The organism is Aureimonas sp. CAS (genome assembly GCF_059838215.1).
The window spans coordinates 1629216-1643909 of sequence record NZ_CM187563.1; the positions used below are offsets into that span (position 1 = coordinate 1629216).

Genomic DNA, 14694 nt, shown 5'->3' on the forward strand with positions numbered 1-14694 from the left:
CGGCGATGTATGTTGCACCGGTAAGGGACATTTCCTTCGCGCTCGGCAAGGTCGCCGGGCTCGACGCGGCGATCGACGCGGGGCTGATGGGCGATCTCAGCCACGATGTCGTGGACGCGATCCTCGAGGAAGCCGGCAAGTTCGCTGCCGAGGAGATCGCGCCGCTGGGCGAGAGCGGCGAGCGCGAGGGCGCGAAATTCTCCGCCGGCAGCGTCACCATGCCCGCCGGCTGGAAGGATCTCTATGCCCGGTGGAGCCAGGCGGGCTGGAACGCGCTGACCGGGCCGGACAGCCATGGCGGGCAGGGGCTCCCGACCGCCCTTTCCGCCGCCGTCACCGAAATGTGGAACGGCGCCTCCATGGCCTTCGCCATCGGCCCGACGCTGACGATCGGCGCGGTGGACGCGCTGGAGAAGCACGGCTCCGACCAACTGAAGGCGACCTATCTCGACAAGCTCGTCTCGGGCGAGTGGATGGGGACGATGAACCTCACCGAGCCGCAGGCCGGCTCGGACCTCTCGGCGCTGCGCACCCGCGCGGAGCGCGCCGATGACGGCACCTACCGGATCTTCGGCCAGAAGATCTTCATCACCTATGGCGAGCACGATCTGACCGAGAACATCGTGCATCTCGTTCTCGCGCGCCTCCCGGACGCGCCGGCGGGCGTGAAGGGCATCTCGCTCTTCCTCGTGCCCAAGCGCCTCGTGAACGAGGACGGCTCGCTGGGCGAGCGCAACGACGTGCGCTGTCATTCCATCGAGCACAAGATGGGCATCCACGGCTCGCCCACCTGCACGATGATCTACGGCGACGACGGCGCGGGCGCCGTCGGCTGGCTCGTCGGCGAGGAGAACAAGGGCCTCGCCTGCATGTTCACGATGATGAACTCGGCGCGTCTCTATGTCGGCATCCAGGGGTTGGGCGTGGCCGAGGCCGCGACGCAGAAGGCTCTGGCCTACGCGAAGGAGCGCCGGCAGGGGCGGTCCACGCTGCTCGCCAAGAAACCCGAGCCCTCCAACCAGATGTCGCCCATCATCGAGCATGCCGACGTCGCCCGCATGCTCCTGACCATGAAGGCGCTGACGGGCTCGGCCCGCGCCATCGCCTATGCCTGCGGGCACGCCATCGACATGATGCGCGTCCACGAGGGTCACGATGCGAAGCGGTGGAGCGAGCGGGCCGGGCTGCTGACGCCGCTCGCCAAGGCCTTCCCGACCGACGTCGGCGTCGAGGTCGCCTCGCTCGGCATCCAGGTTCATGGCGGCATGGGCTATATCGAGGAGACGGGCGCGGCCCGCTATCTGCGCGACGCGCGCATCGCGACAATCTACGAGGGAACGAACGGCATCCAGTCGATCGACCTCGTCACCCGCAAGCTGCCGCTTTCGGACGGCGCGGCGGTGAAGACCTATATCGACGAACTCGCGGCCGTCGCGGAGGACGTCCGCGCCTCGAACCGGGACGGGCTCGGCCGGACCGCCGAATGCCTGTCCACCGCCCTGTCCGATCTTCGCGAGACCACGGACTTCCTGCTCGACGCCTTGCGGGCCAAGCGCATGGACGAGGCTTTGGCGGGCGCGACGGCCTATCTGCGGCTGTTCTCGCTCGTGGCCGGTGCGAGCTACCTCGCCAAGGGCGCGATCGCCGATTCCGATGGCGAGGCACGCACCGCGCTTGCGCGCTTTGCGGCCGAGAATCTGCTCGTCGAGGTCGGCGCCCTGAAGGACCAGGTGCTGACCGGCGCCGCGAGCCTCGACGCGGCGCGCGTCGCGCTGGCTTGAGGAGAGCCGCATGACCCAGACGGTCGAGGTCGGGCGCGCCGACGGCGTGCTGACGATCCGCATGAACCGCCCCGAGAAGAAGAACGCGCTCGACCGGGCGATGTACGGGGCGATGGCGGATGCCTTAAGCTCGGCCGAGGCGGATTCCGCCGTGCGGGCCGTTCTCCTGGCCGGTTCGCCGGGCGCCTTCACGGCGGGCAACGATATCGCGGACTTCGTCGCCTTCGCGCAGGGCGGGCTGCGGCCGAACGAGGTGGAGAACTTCCTGCTCGCGCTGGTCCGCTCGACCAAGCCGCTGGTCGCGGCAGTGGACGGCCTTGCGATCGGCATCGGCACGACGATGCTGATGCACTGCGACCTCGTTCATGCCTCGCAGCGTTCGGTGTTCCGCACGCCCTTCGTCGATCTCGGGCTGGTGCCGGAGGCGGCATCCAGCCTCATCGCGCGGCGGCTGATGGGCCATCAGCGCGCCTTCGCGCTTCTGGCGATGGGGGAAACGCTCGACGCCGAGGCGGCGCGGAGCGCCAATCTGGTGACGCGGATCTGCGACGACGTCGAAACGGCGGGCCTCGAAGCCGCGAAGGCCTTGGCAGCCAAGCCGCCCGAGGCGCTTCGCGTGTCCCGCGAGCTGATCCGAGGGGATCGCGAAGAGGTCGAGAGGCGGATCCGGATCGAGATCGACCATTTCGCCGAGCGTCTGACGTCGCGCGAGGCCCAGACAGCCTTCGCATCCTTCATGGCGCGCCCGAAGGGCTGAACGCACAAGCCGGGACGGCAACGAAAAAGGCCGGCGGATCAGAGCGATCCGCCGGCCTTTTTACGTCTTGCGGGAGATCAGAACCCGGCGGCCTGCTTCTTCGGCGCGTGGGCCATGTCCTCGCGCTTCACGAGTTCCGCGACGAGGAAGGCGAGCTCCAACGCCTGATTGGCGTTGAGGCGCGGGTCGCAATGCGTGTGGTACCGGTCGGACAGATCCTCGGCCAGAACCGGGCGTCCGCCGCCCGTGCACTCGGTCACGTCCTTGCCGGTCATCTCGATGTGGATGCCGCCGGCATGCGTTCCCTCGGCCCGGTGAACGTCGAAGAAGCGCTCGACTTCCGACAGGATGCGGTCGAAGGGCCGGGTCTTGTAGTTGTTCACCGTGATCGTGTTGCCGTGCATGGGATCGCACGACCAGACCACCTTGCGGCCCTCCTTCTCCACGGCCCGGATCAGGCGGGGCAGGTGCTGCTCCACCTTCTCGTGCCCGAAGCGCGTGATGAGGGTCAGCCGGCCCGGCTCGTTCTTCGGGTTGAGCGTATCGACGAGACGCAGGAGATCGTCCGGCTCGGTGGTCGGGCCGCATTTCAGGCCCAGCGGGTTCTTGATGCCGCGGCAGAACTCGACATGCGCGTGGTCGAACTGGCGCGTGCGGTCGCCGATCCAGATCATGTGGCCGGAGGTCGCGTACCAGTCGCCGCTCGTCGAATCGACGCGCGTCAGCGCCTGCTCGTAGCCGAGCAGCAGCGCCTCGTGGCTGGTGAAGAAGTCGGTCTCGCGCAGATTCGGGTAGGATTCGGCGTTGATGCCGATCGCGTTCATGAACCGCATGGTTTCGGAGATGCGGTCGGCCACCTGCCCGTAGCGCTCCGCTTCCGGCGAGCCGGAGACGAAGCCGAGCATCCACTGGTGGACGTTCTCCAGATTGGCGTAGCCGCCCTGCGCGAAGGCGCGCAGCAGGTTCAGCGTCGCGGCGGACTGGCGGTAGGCCTCGATCTGGCGCTCCGGGCTCGGAATGCGCGAAGCCTCGTCGAAGTCGATGCCGTTGATGATGTCGCCGCGGTAGGAGGGCAGCGTCTTGCCGTCGATCGTCTCCGAGCCGGACGAGCGCGGCTTGGCGAACTGGCCCGCGATCCGGCCGACCTTCACCACCGGGGAGGACGCCGCGAAGGTCAGGACGACCGCCATCTGGAGGAACGCGCGGAAGAAGTCGCGGATGTTGTCCGCGCCATGCTCGGCGAAGCTCTCGGCGCAGTCGCCGCCCTGGAGGAGGAAGCCCCGGCCCTCGGAAACCTCGGCGAGCGAGCGTTTCAGCTTGCGGGCCTCACCTGCAAAAACGAGGGGCGGAAAGGTGCCGAGCCGTGCCTCCGCGTCGGCGAGCGCCTGCGGATCGGGATAATCGGGGACCTGAACGATCGGCTTGTTGCGCCAGCTCGACGGGCTCCAATTCTCGGGCATAGCTCATCCTCGGGGTCGGCGTTGCAGGCTCGGGCGGCGGGACGGTCCCGCTCACGCGCGGCCTTTCCGCGCGGCCCGACGGCCCGCGCGTTTAACCATCTCGGGCCTGCTTTGTCATCCCGCGCGATTCGAGGCCGGCCGAAGCTTCATGCCGCGCTGCGCGACCAGCTCGTCGAAGAGCGCGCGCTCGCCGTCGTGCAGGGTGACGGAGCGCGGATAGAGGGGTCGTTCGCGGTCGCAGAGGAGGGTGGTCTCGAAACCCTCCGTCTCCTCGACGAAGCGACGGACGCCCGCCTCGCCATAGAGGGCGAAGAAGCCCTGCATCACGGCGTCGAGATAGGATTGCAAGACGAAGGCGCCGGTCTCGGCCGCCGTCTCCTCGGCGCGCGAGGCCTCGTAGATGAAGAGCGGGACGTCGCAGAGCGGCATGGCCTCGATCTCGACATGGCCCGGCATCACGACGCGGCGGCGGTATCCGGCCTCGCGCTCGTCGACCGAGGGCAGGTGGTCCGCATGGTCGTACACGACGACGCCCTGCGTCGTATGGGTCTCGTCGGGTTTCACCGAAAGCAGGGCAGGCATGTGTTCGCCGCGGGGCAGCCAGAACCGCCGCCACCCGGAAACCTGGGCTTTCCGGATGCCGAGGAACTGTGTCCGAAGCGTGTGCCGGTTGACGAGCGAGCCGTATCCGAAGTAGGCAACCACCTGCCCGTCGGAAGCAAGGCGAGCAAGGTCGCGATGATCTTCGTGGATTTGCATGACGGGTTTTTATTCGACCGACGCCGTGGCGCAAGCGCCCCCGTCCGTCATCAGAGGTGATACCGGCCGTTCTGGCCCATCTGATTCCAGACAGGACAATTGAAACGCTTACGCGCGCTGCCCACATGGGCCGCTCGCCCTGCCGACGACAGCGTTCAGCCGCTTTCGCGCAAGCTCCGACGGGCAGGTATCTTATAGGTCGAGACGATTAACAGTTCATGAAGGCGTGCAAGCCATTCTGCACCAGTGAACTGAAGCCCAAGTATAACAGTGCTTTGGACCATTTCGATGAACCATCATCGCAACGTTTGCATCTCCACGAAGGACGGTCTGACCCTGGTCGGCACGCTTTTCGAGGGATCGGGTGACGGCCCGGCCGTCCTGATTTCCTCGGCGGCCGCCGTCGAGCGCCGCTTCTACCGCGCCTTCGCGGAAGGTCTGATCGAACGGGGCGCCTCCGCTGTGCTGACCTACGACTATCGCGGCGTCGGCAGCTCCAAGCCGCGTTGCCGCAAGGCGCTGCACATGAAGGACTGGGGCGTCTACGACCTGCCCGCGGCCCTGTGCGCGCTCAAGAAGGCGGCGCCGGGCCGTCCGGTCGTCGGGATCGGGCACTCCTTCGGTGGCGTCGCCCTCGGCCTGTGCGGCGTGTCGGACGAGTTCGAGCGCTATGTGATGGTCGCTTCGCTGAACGGCTATTACGGCCGGACGCGCGAGCCGCTGAAGGTCTACGCGCGGATGAACCTTCTCGGCGTCCCGATGGCGGTGCTTCTCGGCAAGCTGCCGAAATCCGCCGGTCTGGGCACCGAGCTGCCCGGCACGATCTTCCGCGACTGGGCCAAATGGTGCCGGCATCCGGAGTTCTTCTTCTCCGATCCCAAGGTGCCGGAGGCCGACCGCTTCTCGGATGTCCGCATCCCGGTCCTCTCCGTCGGCATCTCCGACGATGCGTGGGGCACCCCGCAGGCCGTCTCCGCTCTTCTCGATCACTTCCCGAACGCCAAGGTCGAAGAGACCTGGCTGACGCCGCACGACAACGGCGACCGGCCGATCGGCCACAACGGCTTCTTCCGCAAGACGGCCTCCGAGCAGCTCTGGCCGAAGATCGCGGACGCCCTGATCGGCCGTCCGCAGGCCCTGGCGGCCTGAGAGCCGCGCGGTCCGGGAGACGCGGCGGCCGTCAGGCCGCCATGCGCTCGCCGTTCCGGAGCCGGTAGGTCGGCTCGTACATCGTCACCAGCTCTTCGGCCGCCGTCGGATGCACCGCCATGGTGCGGTCGAAATCCGCCTTGGTGAGGCCCGCCTTGACGCAGATCCCCAGCACCTGGGCCAGTTCCCCGGCATCGGGGCCGAGGATGTGGGCGCCGACGACGGTCTGCGACGCGCCGTCCACGACGAGCTTCATCAGCATCGTCTCGTCCCGGCCCGAAAGCGTGTGCTTCATCGGTCGGAAGCTCGTGCGGTAGATGTCGACCGTCTCGTAGGTCTTGCACGCCTCCTGCTCGGACAGGCCGACCGTGCCGATCTCGGGCTGCGAGAAGACGGCCGTCGCCACCGTCTCGAAGTCCGGCTTGGTCGGATTGTCCTTGTAGACCGTCTCGACGAAGCACATCGCCTCGTGGATCGCGACCGGCGTCAGCTGGACCCGGTTGGTGACGTCGCCGATGGCGTAGATGTGATCGACGCTCGATCGGGAGAATTCGTCGACGACGATCTCGCCGCGCGGGCCGAGCTCGACCCCCGCCTTCTCGCAGCCCAGATCCTCCGTGTTGGGCATCCGGCCGACCGCCAGCATCACCTCGTCGGCGTCGAGGCAGTCGCCGGACTTCAGATGCGCCTGGAAACGTCCGTCGGGCTTCTGCACGACCTCCGTCAGCGTGTCCTCGCAGCGCACGCGCATGCCCTTCTTCGCCATCGCCTGATGCAGCGTATGGCGCAGATCGTCGTCGAAGCCCTGGAGGATTTCCTTGCCGCGATAGACCAGCGTCACCTCGACGCCGAGGCCGAGGAAGATGTTGGCGAATTCCACCGCGATGTAGCCGCCGCCGAGGATGACGATCGATTTCGGCAGGCGCTTGAGGTGGAACGCCTCGTTGGAGGAGATGCAGTGCTCGGCGCCGGGCATGGTCGCGAAGGGGTTCGGGCGACCGCCCGTCGCGATCAGGATGTGGCGCGCGGTCACGACCTTGTCCGTCTCGGTCAGGCGGATCTCGTGCGGCCCTTCGAGCACGGCGCGCGACTGCAGGAGCTCGGCGCCGGACTTTTCCAGATTGCGCCGGTAGACCTGCTCGAGCCGGTCGATCTCCTTGTCCTTGTTGGCGATCAGGGTCGGCCAGTCGAAGGAGCGGGTTCCGACGGACCAGCCGTAGCCGGCGGCGTCCTCGAAGGCCTCGGAGAACTGCGAGGCGTAGACGAGGAGCTTCTTGGGCACGCAGCCGCGGATGACGCAGGTGCCGCCGTAGCGGAATTCCTCCGCGATCGCGACCCGCTTGCCGAGCGCGGACGCGCGCCGCGCGGCGCGCACGCCGCCGGATCCGCCGCCGATGACGAAGAGGTCGTAATCGTATCCGTTGTCGCTCACGGGGGTCGTCTCCTCGGAAATCGAAAGGTCCGGGCGGGACGCCGCCCGGGAAACGGGGCAAAAGAAAGGGGCGGCGCCTCGCGGCCCGCCCCTCAGGCTTATAGGGTCGATGCGCGGCCCGTCACTGGGCAGGCGGTGTCGCAGGGGTGGCGGAGGCGGCGGGGATGATTTCGCGCGCGCCCTGGTCGGCCGCGGCGCGAAGATCCCGCACCAGCGCGTTCGCCCAGATTTCCGCGGCCGCCACCGTCTCGCGGTTGGCGAGCGGACCCTGCTGGATCAACTTCTGGCCGGCCGGGGAGGCGTAGAACTGCGCGATGGCGGTCAGCTCCTCCTCCGTGAAGAGCTGGGCGTAGATGCGGGCGATCTCGTTCTCCAGAACCGCCCGGCGGGGCGCCAGTTCGATCGCCGCCTCGTCCACCATGTCGGACAGCTCGTCCGTCCGGTCGGGGTTGTTCATGATGAGCTCCCCCTTGATCTGGGTCGCCGCGTTCATCAGCACGGAGTCGAACTGGTCGGTCGCGTCGATGGCGGCGATCGCCTGACGGGCCGCCGTCAGATGCGAGGCGCTCGGCTCCTCCTGCGCCAGGACCGGAGGCGCGGACAGGGCCACCAGAGCGGCGGCGGCGAACAGGCCGTTCCGCAGGGATCTCGTCAGGGCGGTCAAGGTCGGTCTCCGTTGGCTTCGACTTGTGTCACGTTCAGTTACGAAGATCGGGCGCGCGCCGCAACCGATCCCGCGTCCACCCCGCGTCAGGAGGGGCGCTCGATCCGCCGCACGCCGTCCCGGCCCGCCAGGAAGAGGGACGTGGCGAGGCCGACGAAAAGCCCGTGCTCCACGACGCCCGGCACCGTGTGCAGGGCGACGGACAGGGCTTCTGGATCGGGAATTTGTCCGAATGATGCGTCGACGATGAGGTGGCCGCCATCCGTCACGAAGGGCTCGTCGCCGCGCCGGCGCAGCGCCAGTTCCCCTTCGACGCCGAGGCGCTCGGCCGCCTTGCGGATGGCGAGCGTCGTCGCGGTCAGCCCGAAGCCGTTCACCTCGATCGGCAGGGGGAAGGCGCCCAGCGTTTCGACCAGCTTGGAGCCGTCCGCGATCACGATCATGCGTCGCGAGGCCGCTGCCACGATCTTCTCGCGCAAAAGCGCGCCGCCGCCGCCCTTCACGAGACGAAGCGCATGGTCCGCCTCGTCCGCGCCGTCGATCGTCAGGTCGAGCTCGGGCGTCTCGTCGAGAGTCGTCAGCGGCACGCCGAGCTCGCGGCACAGGGCCGCGGTGCGCTCGGAGGTCGGCACGCCCACGATGTCGAGCCCGTCCTTCACCCGCTCCGCCAGCTGCCGGACGAAGGCTTCGGCCGTGGAGCCGGTGCCGATGCCGAGCCGCATGCCGTTCTCGACGTCGCCCAGCGCGGCGCGGGCGGCCTCTTCCTTCATTCTCGCGCTGTCGTCGGCCATGGATCGTCCTCTCGTCGCTCGGCGCCGTCTGTAGACCTTCGCGTGCCGGGGGGAACCGGTGCGCCCGCGCTTTTCCGGTGTGGCCTGCTTGCGCCAGAGCGCGCCGGAACGGCGCGAAGGCCAGTTCCGCGTCAGGTCGGGCGGGCCGTTCGCCTTGACCGGTCGAGGCGCAAAACCTCATGTCGTTGGCGATGAGCGAGCTCCGGATCACGACGAGTGAAGCGATTCGGGAGCCGCAGGCTGCGCCCGGACCCTTGGGCCGCGCCGTCGCGGTGTTCGATCTCGACGGGACGCTCGTCGACACGGCGCCCGATCTGGCCGCCAGCGTCAATCACTGCCTCGCGTTGGCAGGCCTGCCGGGCGTGCCGGAAGCGGTGATCCGGCCGCATTCCGGTTTCGGCGCGAGGGCGATGCTGACGCTGGCCTTCGGAAGGTCGGGACTGACGCTGACGGACGCCGAGATGGACGCGCAGCTCGCCTGCTTCCTCTCCTACTACGAAGATCACATCGCCGATCGTTCGCAGATCTTTCCGGGCGTCGCGGAGGCGCTGGACCGGCTGGAGGCCGACGGCTTCGTCCTCGCCGTCTGCACCAACAAGACCGAGCGGCTGGCGCGCCTTCTCTGCGAGACGATGGGTCTCGCCCCGCGCTTCAAGGCCGTCTGCGGCGCCGACACGTTCCAGCGCCGAAAGCCCGATCCGATCCACCTTCTCGGAACGATCGAGCGTTGCGGCGGCGATCCGCGCGCCTCGGTGATGATCGGGGACAGCCGCATCGACATGGACGCTGCCTGGGCGAGCGGGGTCCGCTCGATCCTCGTCGAGTTCGGAGATGGGGTGGATGCCGGCGCGCGGGCGGCGGCGGGACGGGTCGTCTCGTCCTACGCGCAGATCGATCGCGAACTTCTGGAAAACCTCCTGCACAACCGCGCCGGAGCCAGTTGACGCGCGGGCTCGCGCAAGCCTATACCGCAGACCTGCCCGGCGCGCTGCGCGTCGCGGGCAAGGGCGCGTAGCTCAGCGGGAGAGCACCTCGTTCACACCGAGGGGGTCACAGGTTCGATCCCTGTCGCGCCCACCATTACAATCGCTTACGAGATTTGTCGAACGTGACGGGCGAAGTCGCCGGTCGCGCGATCATGCGTTTGCGCAACGAACGGGACGCAGGCGTTTCGGCCGAACGGCATCGGCCCGAAAATGCGGATCGATTTTCGGGGAAAGCCTGACGCGTCGATTCAAGGAGATGGAGCGGTCTTCGTGCGTCCGCTCGGACGCACCGCGCTCTCGCACGGATCATGCCGGGGCCGTGGACCCCGGTACGGGAATCGAGCCTGGAGCCGATCAGTTCGCGAGAGCGGAGCGGCGAACGGCAGGGCCGCTGCGCTGCAGGTTCATGCCGATGACCGGCACGAGTTCGGTGCCCACGCGGACCGAAACGGTGACCGCGAGGCTGTCCGAGCCGTCGAGCCGCGCGACCATCGCGCCGTTCAGCTGCTTGCGGCCGAGCGCGAAGACCATCCGGTCGCCCTGCAGGACGCCCGAGGTGATGTCGAGGCCCGAGCCTTCCGCGCCGTCGAGGAAGGAGCCCGAGAAGCGGCCGTCGCGGCGCGAGACCTTCGCGCTCATCGGCTGGGCGAACAGGCCCACGCGGCAGGAGCCGTCGAGCGCGATGCCGAGATCCGATCCCGGCGTCGTGTCGCCCGCCAGCGTGCAGGTGAAGCGCGTGCCCTTGTACTTGCCGGCCACGATCTCGCCGGGGCCGACCCACTGGCCCGACACGGTGCGCAGGAAGGATTCCTCCGGATCGGCGGCTGCGGGCGCGGCGGGGAAGAGCAGGCCGGCGGACAGGAGAGCGAGACCGGCAGCGAAAGAGCGAAGCATCGACCCATCTCCCTGAAGCGCCCTGCGCCCGGTCGGGCCCACCATGGTCGCTCAAACCCAAAATTCACGGACCGGACCCGCGAAACCGCGCGCGATTTCGGGCGCCTGTGCCACGCCGCCCGGCAGGGGACGAGGCACCTCGGAGCGCGACCCATCTTATCCGTTGGAAGGGTTAACCGATCCTTGCGGGGCCGGTCGAGTGCAGGGCTGCAACGGTCCTCAAGCCACGCGAATCGGGACCGGACGCCGAGGGCGGTCCATCCTATTTCGACGGCGTGTCGGGGCTGGCGGTCCGCACGAGATCGCCGAGGAAGTCGCCGACGGAGGGGCGCCGCACGGTCAGGAACGGCATGGGGCGGCAGAGGTCCATGGCGGCAAGGCCGATGCGCGCGGTCAAAAGCCCGTTGACGACGCCCTCGCCGAGCTTGGCGGAGAGGCGCGTGGCCAGCCCATGCCCGACCACCTGCTGGATGAGCCCGTCGCCGATGGCGATCGAGCCGGTGACGGCGAGATGCGCCAGAACGTCGCGCACGAGCCGCACGAGCCCGACCGTGCCCGGCCGCGCGCCGTAGAGCTCGGACATGCGCCGGATGAGGCGGACGGTCTCGAAGAGGACGAAGATCAGATCGAAGGCCGCGCGCGGGCTGACGGCGGTGACGACCGAGACGCGCTTGGCCGAGGCCATGACGAGCGCGCGCGCCCTGGCGTCGAGCGGGCGCAAAAGCTCGCGCTCGGCAAGACCCAGCATGTCGCGCCCGTCGATGACGTCGTCCTTGATGCTCGCCAGCCGCGCGCGCCCCGCCGCCGTGTCCGGCAGCTTCGAGACGATGGTCTCGAGGCCGGCCAGAGCAGATCGAGGATCGGCGTTCGTCTCGTAGACCCGCACGACCTCGCGGCGTTCGGCCTCGACGGCTTTCAGCCGCATCAGCGCCGCGACCTCGCGCCCGACGACGCCGACGAGCGCGACGAGAAGGAGGACGGCGAGACCCGTTCCGAGCCAGCCGAGCCATTCGGCGCGCGCGAAGAGATCGCGCAGCAGCGCGTCGATGGCGAGGCCGAAGGCGAGCGAGGCGATGGCGCCGAGCGCGCCGAAGAGCACCCGTCCGAAGGGAAAGCCGCGACGCTCGCGCCGCCGCTGGGCGGGCGCGGCGTCGAGCGTTTCCAGCGCCTCCCGCTCCAGGGCGTCGTCCGGCTCGATCGAGACGTTCGATAGGTCGGAAACCGATCGCGGCAGGCGAGCGGCGGGCTCTTCCACGCTCGTGCCGCTCGGCTTCGGCGGAACCGGGATCGCCCGCGGTCCCCGGGGCGGAACGTCGCTCATGCCAGCCTGTCTCCGACGAGGAATTGCAGCGCCCGGTCGAGCCGGATGTGGGGCAGGGAGAGCGTCAGCCCCTCCTCGGTCCGCTCCAGTCGCGGCGGGCGGAACCGCACGAAGTTCATCGGGTGGACCGGCGTCGCGCTCCCGGCGCCGAACAGGCGTCTCGGGTCTTCGGGCAGGTCGCCCGGAAAGATGGCGGTCTCGCGCTGCCCGTCGAAGGTCTCGTTTCCAAGGCGCTCGCCCGCCGCCGGAGTGCCGACGATGACCGGCAGCGTCTCGCCGCGATCCGCCACGCTCGCCTCGCGCGTGGCGCGCACCGCCGCCATGGCCGCGACCTCGACCTCGGCGCCCGAGAGCTCGGCCTGTCGCACGGCGTCCTCGACGAGCGCGCGCACGATCGCCTCCAGCCGCCGGTGGCCCTCGCGGTGCATGTGGTCGGCCTTGGTCGCGGCGACGAGGATGCGGTCGATCCGGCGCGTCAGGAGCGAGCCGAGCCAGCTGGCGCGGCCGGGCCGGAAGCAGGTGAGGATGTCGCTCAGGGCCTGACGCAGGTCGGCGACGGCTTCGGGACCCGCATTGATCGCCTGCAGCACGTCGACGAGCAGGATCTGCCGGTCGAGCCGCGCGAAATGCTCGCGGAAGAAGGGTTTGACGACGACCGACTTGTAGGCCTCGTAGCGCCTCGCGTGGACCGCCCCGAAACTACCCTTCGGGTAGACCATGCCCTCGTCGAGGATCAGTGGCGAGAAGGTGAGGGCGGGCGAACCTTCGAGGTCTCCGGGCATCAGGAAGCGGCCCGGCGGCAGGGTCGAGAGCGCCGTCGCGTCCTGGCGCGCGCGGCGCAGATAGTCGGCGAAGGTCGCGGCCAGCCTCTGGCCGGTTTCCTCCTCGTAGGGCGCGGAGGGATCGACCGCATCGAGGGCTGCGAGAACGTCCGACGCGATGCCGGCTCGCGACGGAAGTCGTGCCCGTTCCACCGCCTCGGCCGAAAAGCGGGCGAAATCCTTGTCGAGGAGCGGAAGGTCCAGCAGCCATTCGCCGGGATAGTCGACGATGTCGAGCGAGAGCTTGCCGGCCGAGAAGTAGCGGGACCAGCCCGACGCCGATTCGTATTCGATCGTCAGGCGCAGCTCGGAGATCGCGCGCGTCGATTGCGGCCAGAGACGGTCCTCGACGATCGTTCGGATGTGGTCCTCGTACTGGAACCGCGGAACGGCGTCGTCGGGCTGCTCCTCCAGATAGGTGCGCGCGATCCGCCCCGAGGACGCGGCCTGGAAGAGAGGCAGGCGCCCGCCATGCAGGAGGTTGTGGACGAGGGCGGAGATGAAGACGGTCTTGCCGGCGCGGGACAGGCCCGTAACCCCGAGCCGCAGCGTCGGGTGGAACAGGCCGCCGGCGCGCTCGGTGAGATTGTCGAGCGCGATGCGCGCCTCGTCGGCGAAACTCGTCATTCGGGCCGCTTCCTTCGTCCGGTTCCGCCATATAGGCGCGGGCGGGCGAGGCCGGTAGGCTCGGGGCCTCGTGCCGCTACCGCGGCCGGTGCGGCGGAACGAGGAGGTCTTCCAGTCGCGCCGTCCCCAGATCGGACGGATCGTCGAGACGGAAGGTCGCGAGCGTGCAGGTGGGAAAGCCGTGCGTGAGCCGGTCTGCGGCCGCGATACCCGAAATCCGCGCCAGCGAGCGGGCCAGACTCCCGATCGCGGGATTGTGTCCGACGATGAGGGTGTCGAGCCGGTCGCTCGCCGTCGCCGCTTCGCGATAGGCATCGTCCGTGCCTTCGTAGAGCGTGTCGTCGAAGCGGATCTCGGCGCCCTGCACGACAGCGTCCAGGCAAGCGAGCGTTCCGCGCGTTCGCGCAGCGCCCGAGCAGATCACCAGTCCGAAGGAGGTTCCGGCGGCCTGAAGCGTGCGCGACAGCGACCGCGCGTCCGCCTCGCCCTGTCCGTCGAGCAGACGATCGTAGTCGCGGCCGCCGACGGGAGCGGCGGCGGCCTGGGCGTGGCGCAAAAGGTAAAGTCTGCGTGTCGCGGTCATCTAGAGGCCGCAGTAGCGGACGGCGCGAGGCGCGGCAATCGACTTCTCGCGGCGATCGGGCGGCCCTGTCCGCTCGGGGTTGCGCCGCCGTGCCCTCCGGTCGCCCGAATGCGGGAATCGGCGCGGACCGGTCCCCGGTTGCAGCCCGAACATGCCCGTTCGTGCGGGTTGTAGGGGGGCGGAAGCATCGCTATAAGCACCGCCACTCGGGTCTGGAGGAAGCAGTGATGAGCGAAACCCTGCAGCACGGCAGCGTCCTCTCCGAAGACGGCCCGTTCATGAACGACCGGCAGAAGGAGTACTTCCGCCGCAAGCTCCTGACCTGGAAGAGCGACATCCTGCGCGAGGCGCGCGAGACGCTCGAGACCTTGGCCCACGAAAATTCGAACCTCGCCGACGTGGCCGACCGCGCCTCGTCCGAGACCGATCGCGCGATCGAGCTTCGGGCGCGCGACCGGCAGCGCAAGCTGATCGCCAAGATCGACGCGGCTCTGGAGCGCATCGAGGAGGGCACCTACGGCTATTGCGAGGAGACCGGCGAGCCGATCAGCCTCAAGCGCCTGGACGCCCGCCCGATCGCGACCCTCTCGCTGGAGGCGCAGGAGCGGCACGAACGGCGTGAGAAGGTCTACCGGGACGAGTAGACCGCTCGACGGAGAGCACCGTACC

The 14694-nt window shown here is 68.9% G+C and carries 14 protein-coding genes and 1 tRNA gene; 6 read left to right on the top strand and 9 right to left on the bottom strand.

Going from position 1 to position 14694, the window contains the following annotated elements:
• Positions 1-5: 5 nt before the first annotated feature.
• A complete protein-coding gene (locus tag AC6R2M_RS07900; RefSeq protein ID WP_500487147.1) occupies positions 6-1781 on the top strand; it encodes an acyl-CoA dehydrogenase family protein in 1776 nt (591 codons plus the stop codon).
• Between the two features lie 10 nt (positions 1782-1791).
• On the top strand, positions 1792-2538 hold the full coding sequence (locus AC6R2M_RS07905) for a crotonase/enoyl-CoA hydratase family protein (protein ID WP_500487149.1): 747 nt from the start codon (positions 1792-1794) through the stop codon (positions 2536-2538).
• Positions 2539-2615: 77 nt separating this feature from the next.
• On the opposite strand, the gene AC6R2M_RS07910 is transcribed toward AC6R2M_RS07905, so the two are convergent.
• A complete protein-coding gene (locus tag AC6R2M_RS07910) occupies positions 2616-3998 on the bottom strand; it encodes a class II 3-deoxy-7-phosphoheptulonate synthase (protein WP_500487151.1) in 1383 nt (460 codons plus the stop codon).
• A gap of 114 nt (positions 3999-4112) precedes the next feature.
• Entirely contained in the window at positions 4113-4757 is a 645-nt protein-coding gene (locus AC6R2M_RS07915) for a gamma-glutamylcyclotransferase family protein (protein WP_500487153.1), read from the bottom strand.
• A 288-nt stretch (positions 4758-5045) separates the two neighbouring features.
• On the opposite strand from AC6R2M_RS07915, the gene AC6R2M_RS07920 reads away from it, so the two are divergent.
• On the top strand, positions 5046-5906 hold the full coding sequence (locus AC6R2M_RS07920) for an alpha/beta hydrolase family protein (RefSeq protein WP_500487155.1): 861 nt from the start codon (positions 5046-5048) through the stop codon (positions 5904-5906).
• A 31-nt stretch (positions 5907-5937) separates the two neighbouring features.
• Here the strand turns inward: AC6R2M_RS07920 and gor are convergent, their stop codons facing one another.
• From gor to rpiA, 3 genes are all read right to left on the bottom strand, one after another.
• Positions 5938-7338: a glutathione-disulfide reductase gene (gene gor / locus AC6R2M_RS07925; protein WP_500487157.1), complete on the bottom strand. Its 1401-nt coding sequence runs from the start codon at positions 7336-7338 to the stop codon at positions 5938-5940.
• Positions 7339-7459: 121 nt separating this feature from the next.
• Positions 7460-8002: a DUF2059 domain-containing protein gene (locus AC6R2M_RS07930; protein WP_500487159.1), complete on the bottom strand. Its 543-nt coding sequence runs from the start codon at positions 8000-8002 to the stop codon at positions 7460-7462.
• An 86-nt stretch (positions 8003-8088) separates the two neighbouring features.
• Positions 8089-8793, bottom strand: a complete 705-nt coding sequence (gene rpiA / locus AC6R2M_RS07935) for a ribose-5-phosphate isomerase RpiA (RefSeq protein ID WP_500487161.1) — start codon at positions 8791-8793, stop codon at positions 8089-8091.
• A gap of 254 nt (positions 8794-9047) precedes the next feature.
• Between rpiA and AC6R2M_RS07940 the strand changes: the two genes are divergently transcribed.
• Both AC6R2M_RS07940 and AC6R2M_RS07945 read left to right on the top strand, forming a co-directional pair.
• Positions 9048-9737: an HAD hydrolase-like protein gene (locus tag AC6R2M_RS07940; RefSeq protein WP_500487163.1), complete on the top strand. Its 690-nt coding sequence runs from the start codon at positions 9048-9050 to the stop codon at positions 9735-9737.
• A gap of 61 nt (positions 9738-9798) precedes the next feature.
• Positions 9799-9873, top strand: a tRNA-Val gene (locus tag AC6R2M_RS07945).
• Between the two features lie 260 nt (positions 9874-10133).
• Here the strand turns inward: AC6R2M_RS07945 and AC6R2M_RS07950 are convergent.
• From AC6R2M_RS07950 to AC6R2M_RS07965, 4 genes are all read right to left on the bottom strand, one after another.
• On the bottom strand, positions 10134-10673 hold the full coding sequence (locus AC6R2M_RS07950) for a hypothetical protein (protein WP_500487165.1): 540 nt from the start codon (positions 10671-10673) through the stop codon (positions 10134-10136).
• A 262-nt stretch (positions 10674-10935) separates the two neighbouring features.
• Complete coding sequence (locus AC6R2M_RS07955) at positions 10936-11994, bottom strand: YcjF family protein (RefSeq protein WP_500487167.1); 1059 nt, start codon at positions 11992-11994, stop codon at positions 10936-10938.
• Positions 11991-13442, bottom strand: a complete 1452-nt coding sequence (locus AC6R2M_RS07960) for a YcjX family GTP-binding protein (protein ID WP_500487169.1) — start codon at positions 13440-13442, stop codon at positions 11991-11993. Before AC6R2M_RS07960 ends, AC6R2M_RS07955 begins: the two co-directional genes overlap by 4 nt.
• A gap of 76 nt (positions 13443-13518) precedes the next feature.
• Positions 13519-14025, bottom strand: coding sequence for a SixA phosphatase family protein (locus tag AC6R2M_RS07965; RefSeq protein WP_500487171.1), 507 nt, complete (start codon positions 14023-14025; stop codon positions 13519-13521).
• Positions 14026-14252: 227 nt separating this feature from the next.
• On the opposite strand from AC6R2M_RS07965, the gene dksA reads away from it, so the two are divergent.
• Positions 14253-14669 carry an RNA polymerase-binding protein DksA gene (dksA, locus tag AC6R2M_RS07970; protein WP_500487173.1) on the top strand — a complete coding sequence of 139 codons (417 nt, stop codon included), beginning with the start codon at positions 14253-14255 and terminating at the stop codon, positions 14667-14669.
• Positions 14670-14694 lie beyond the last annotated feature (25 nt).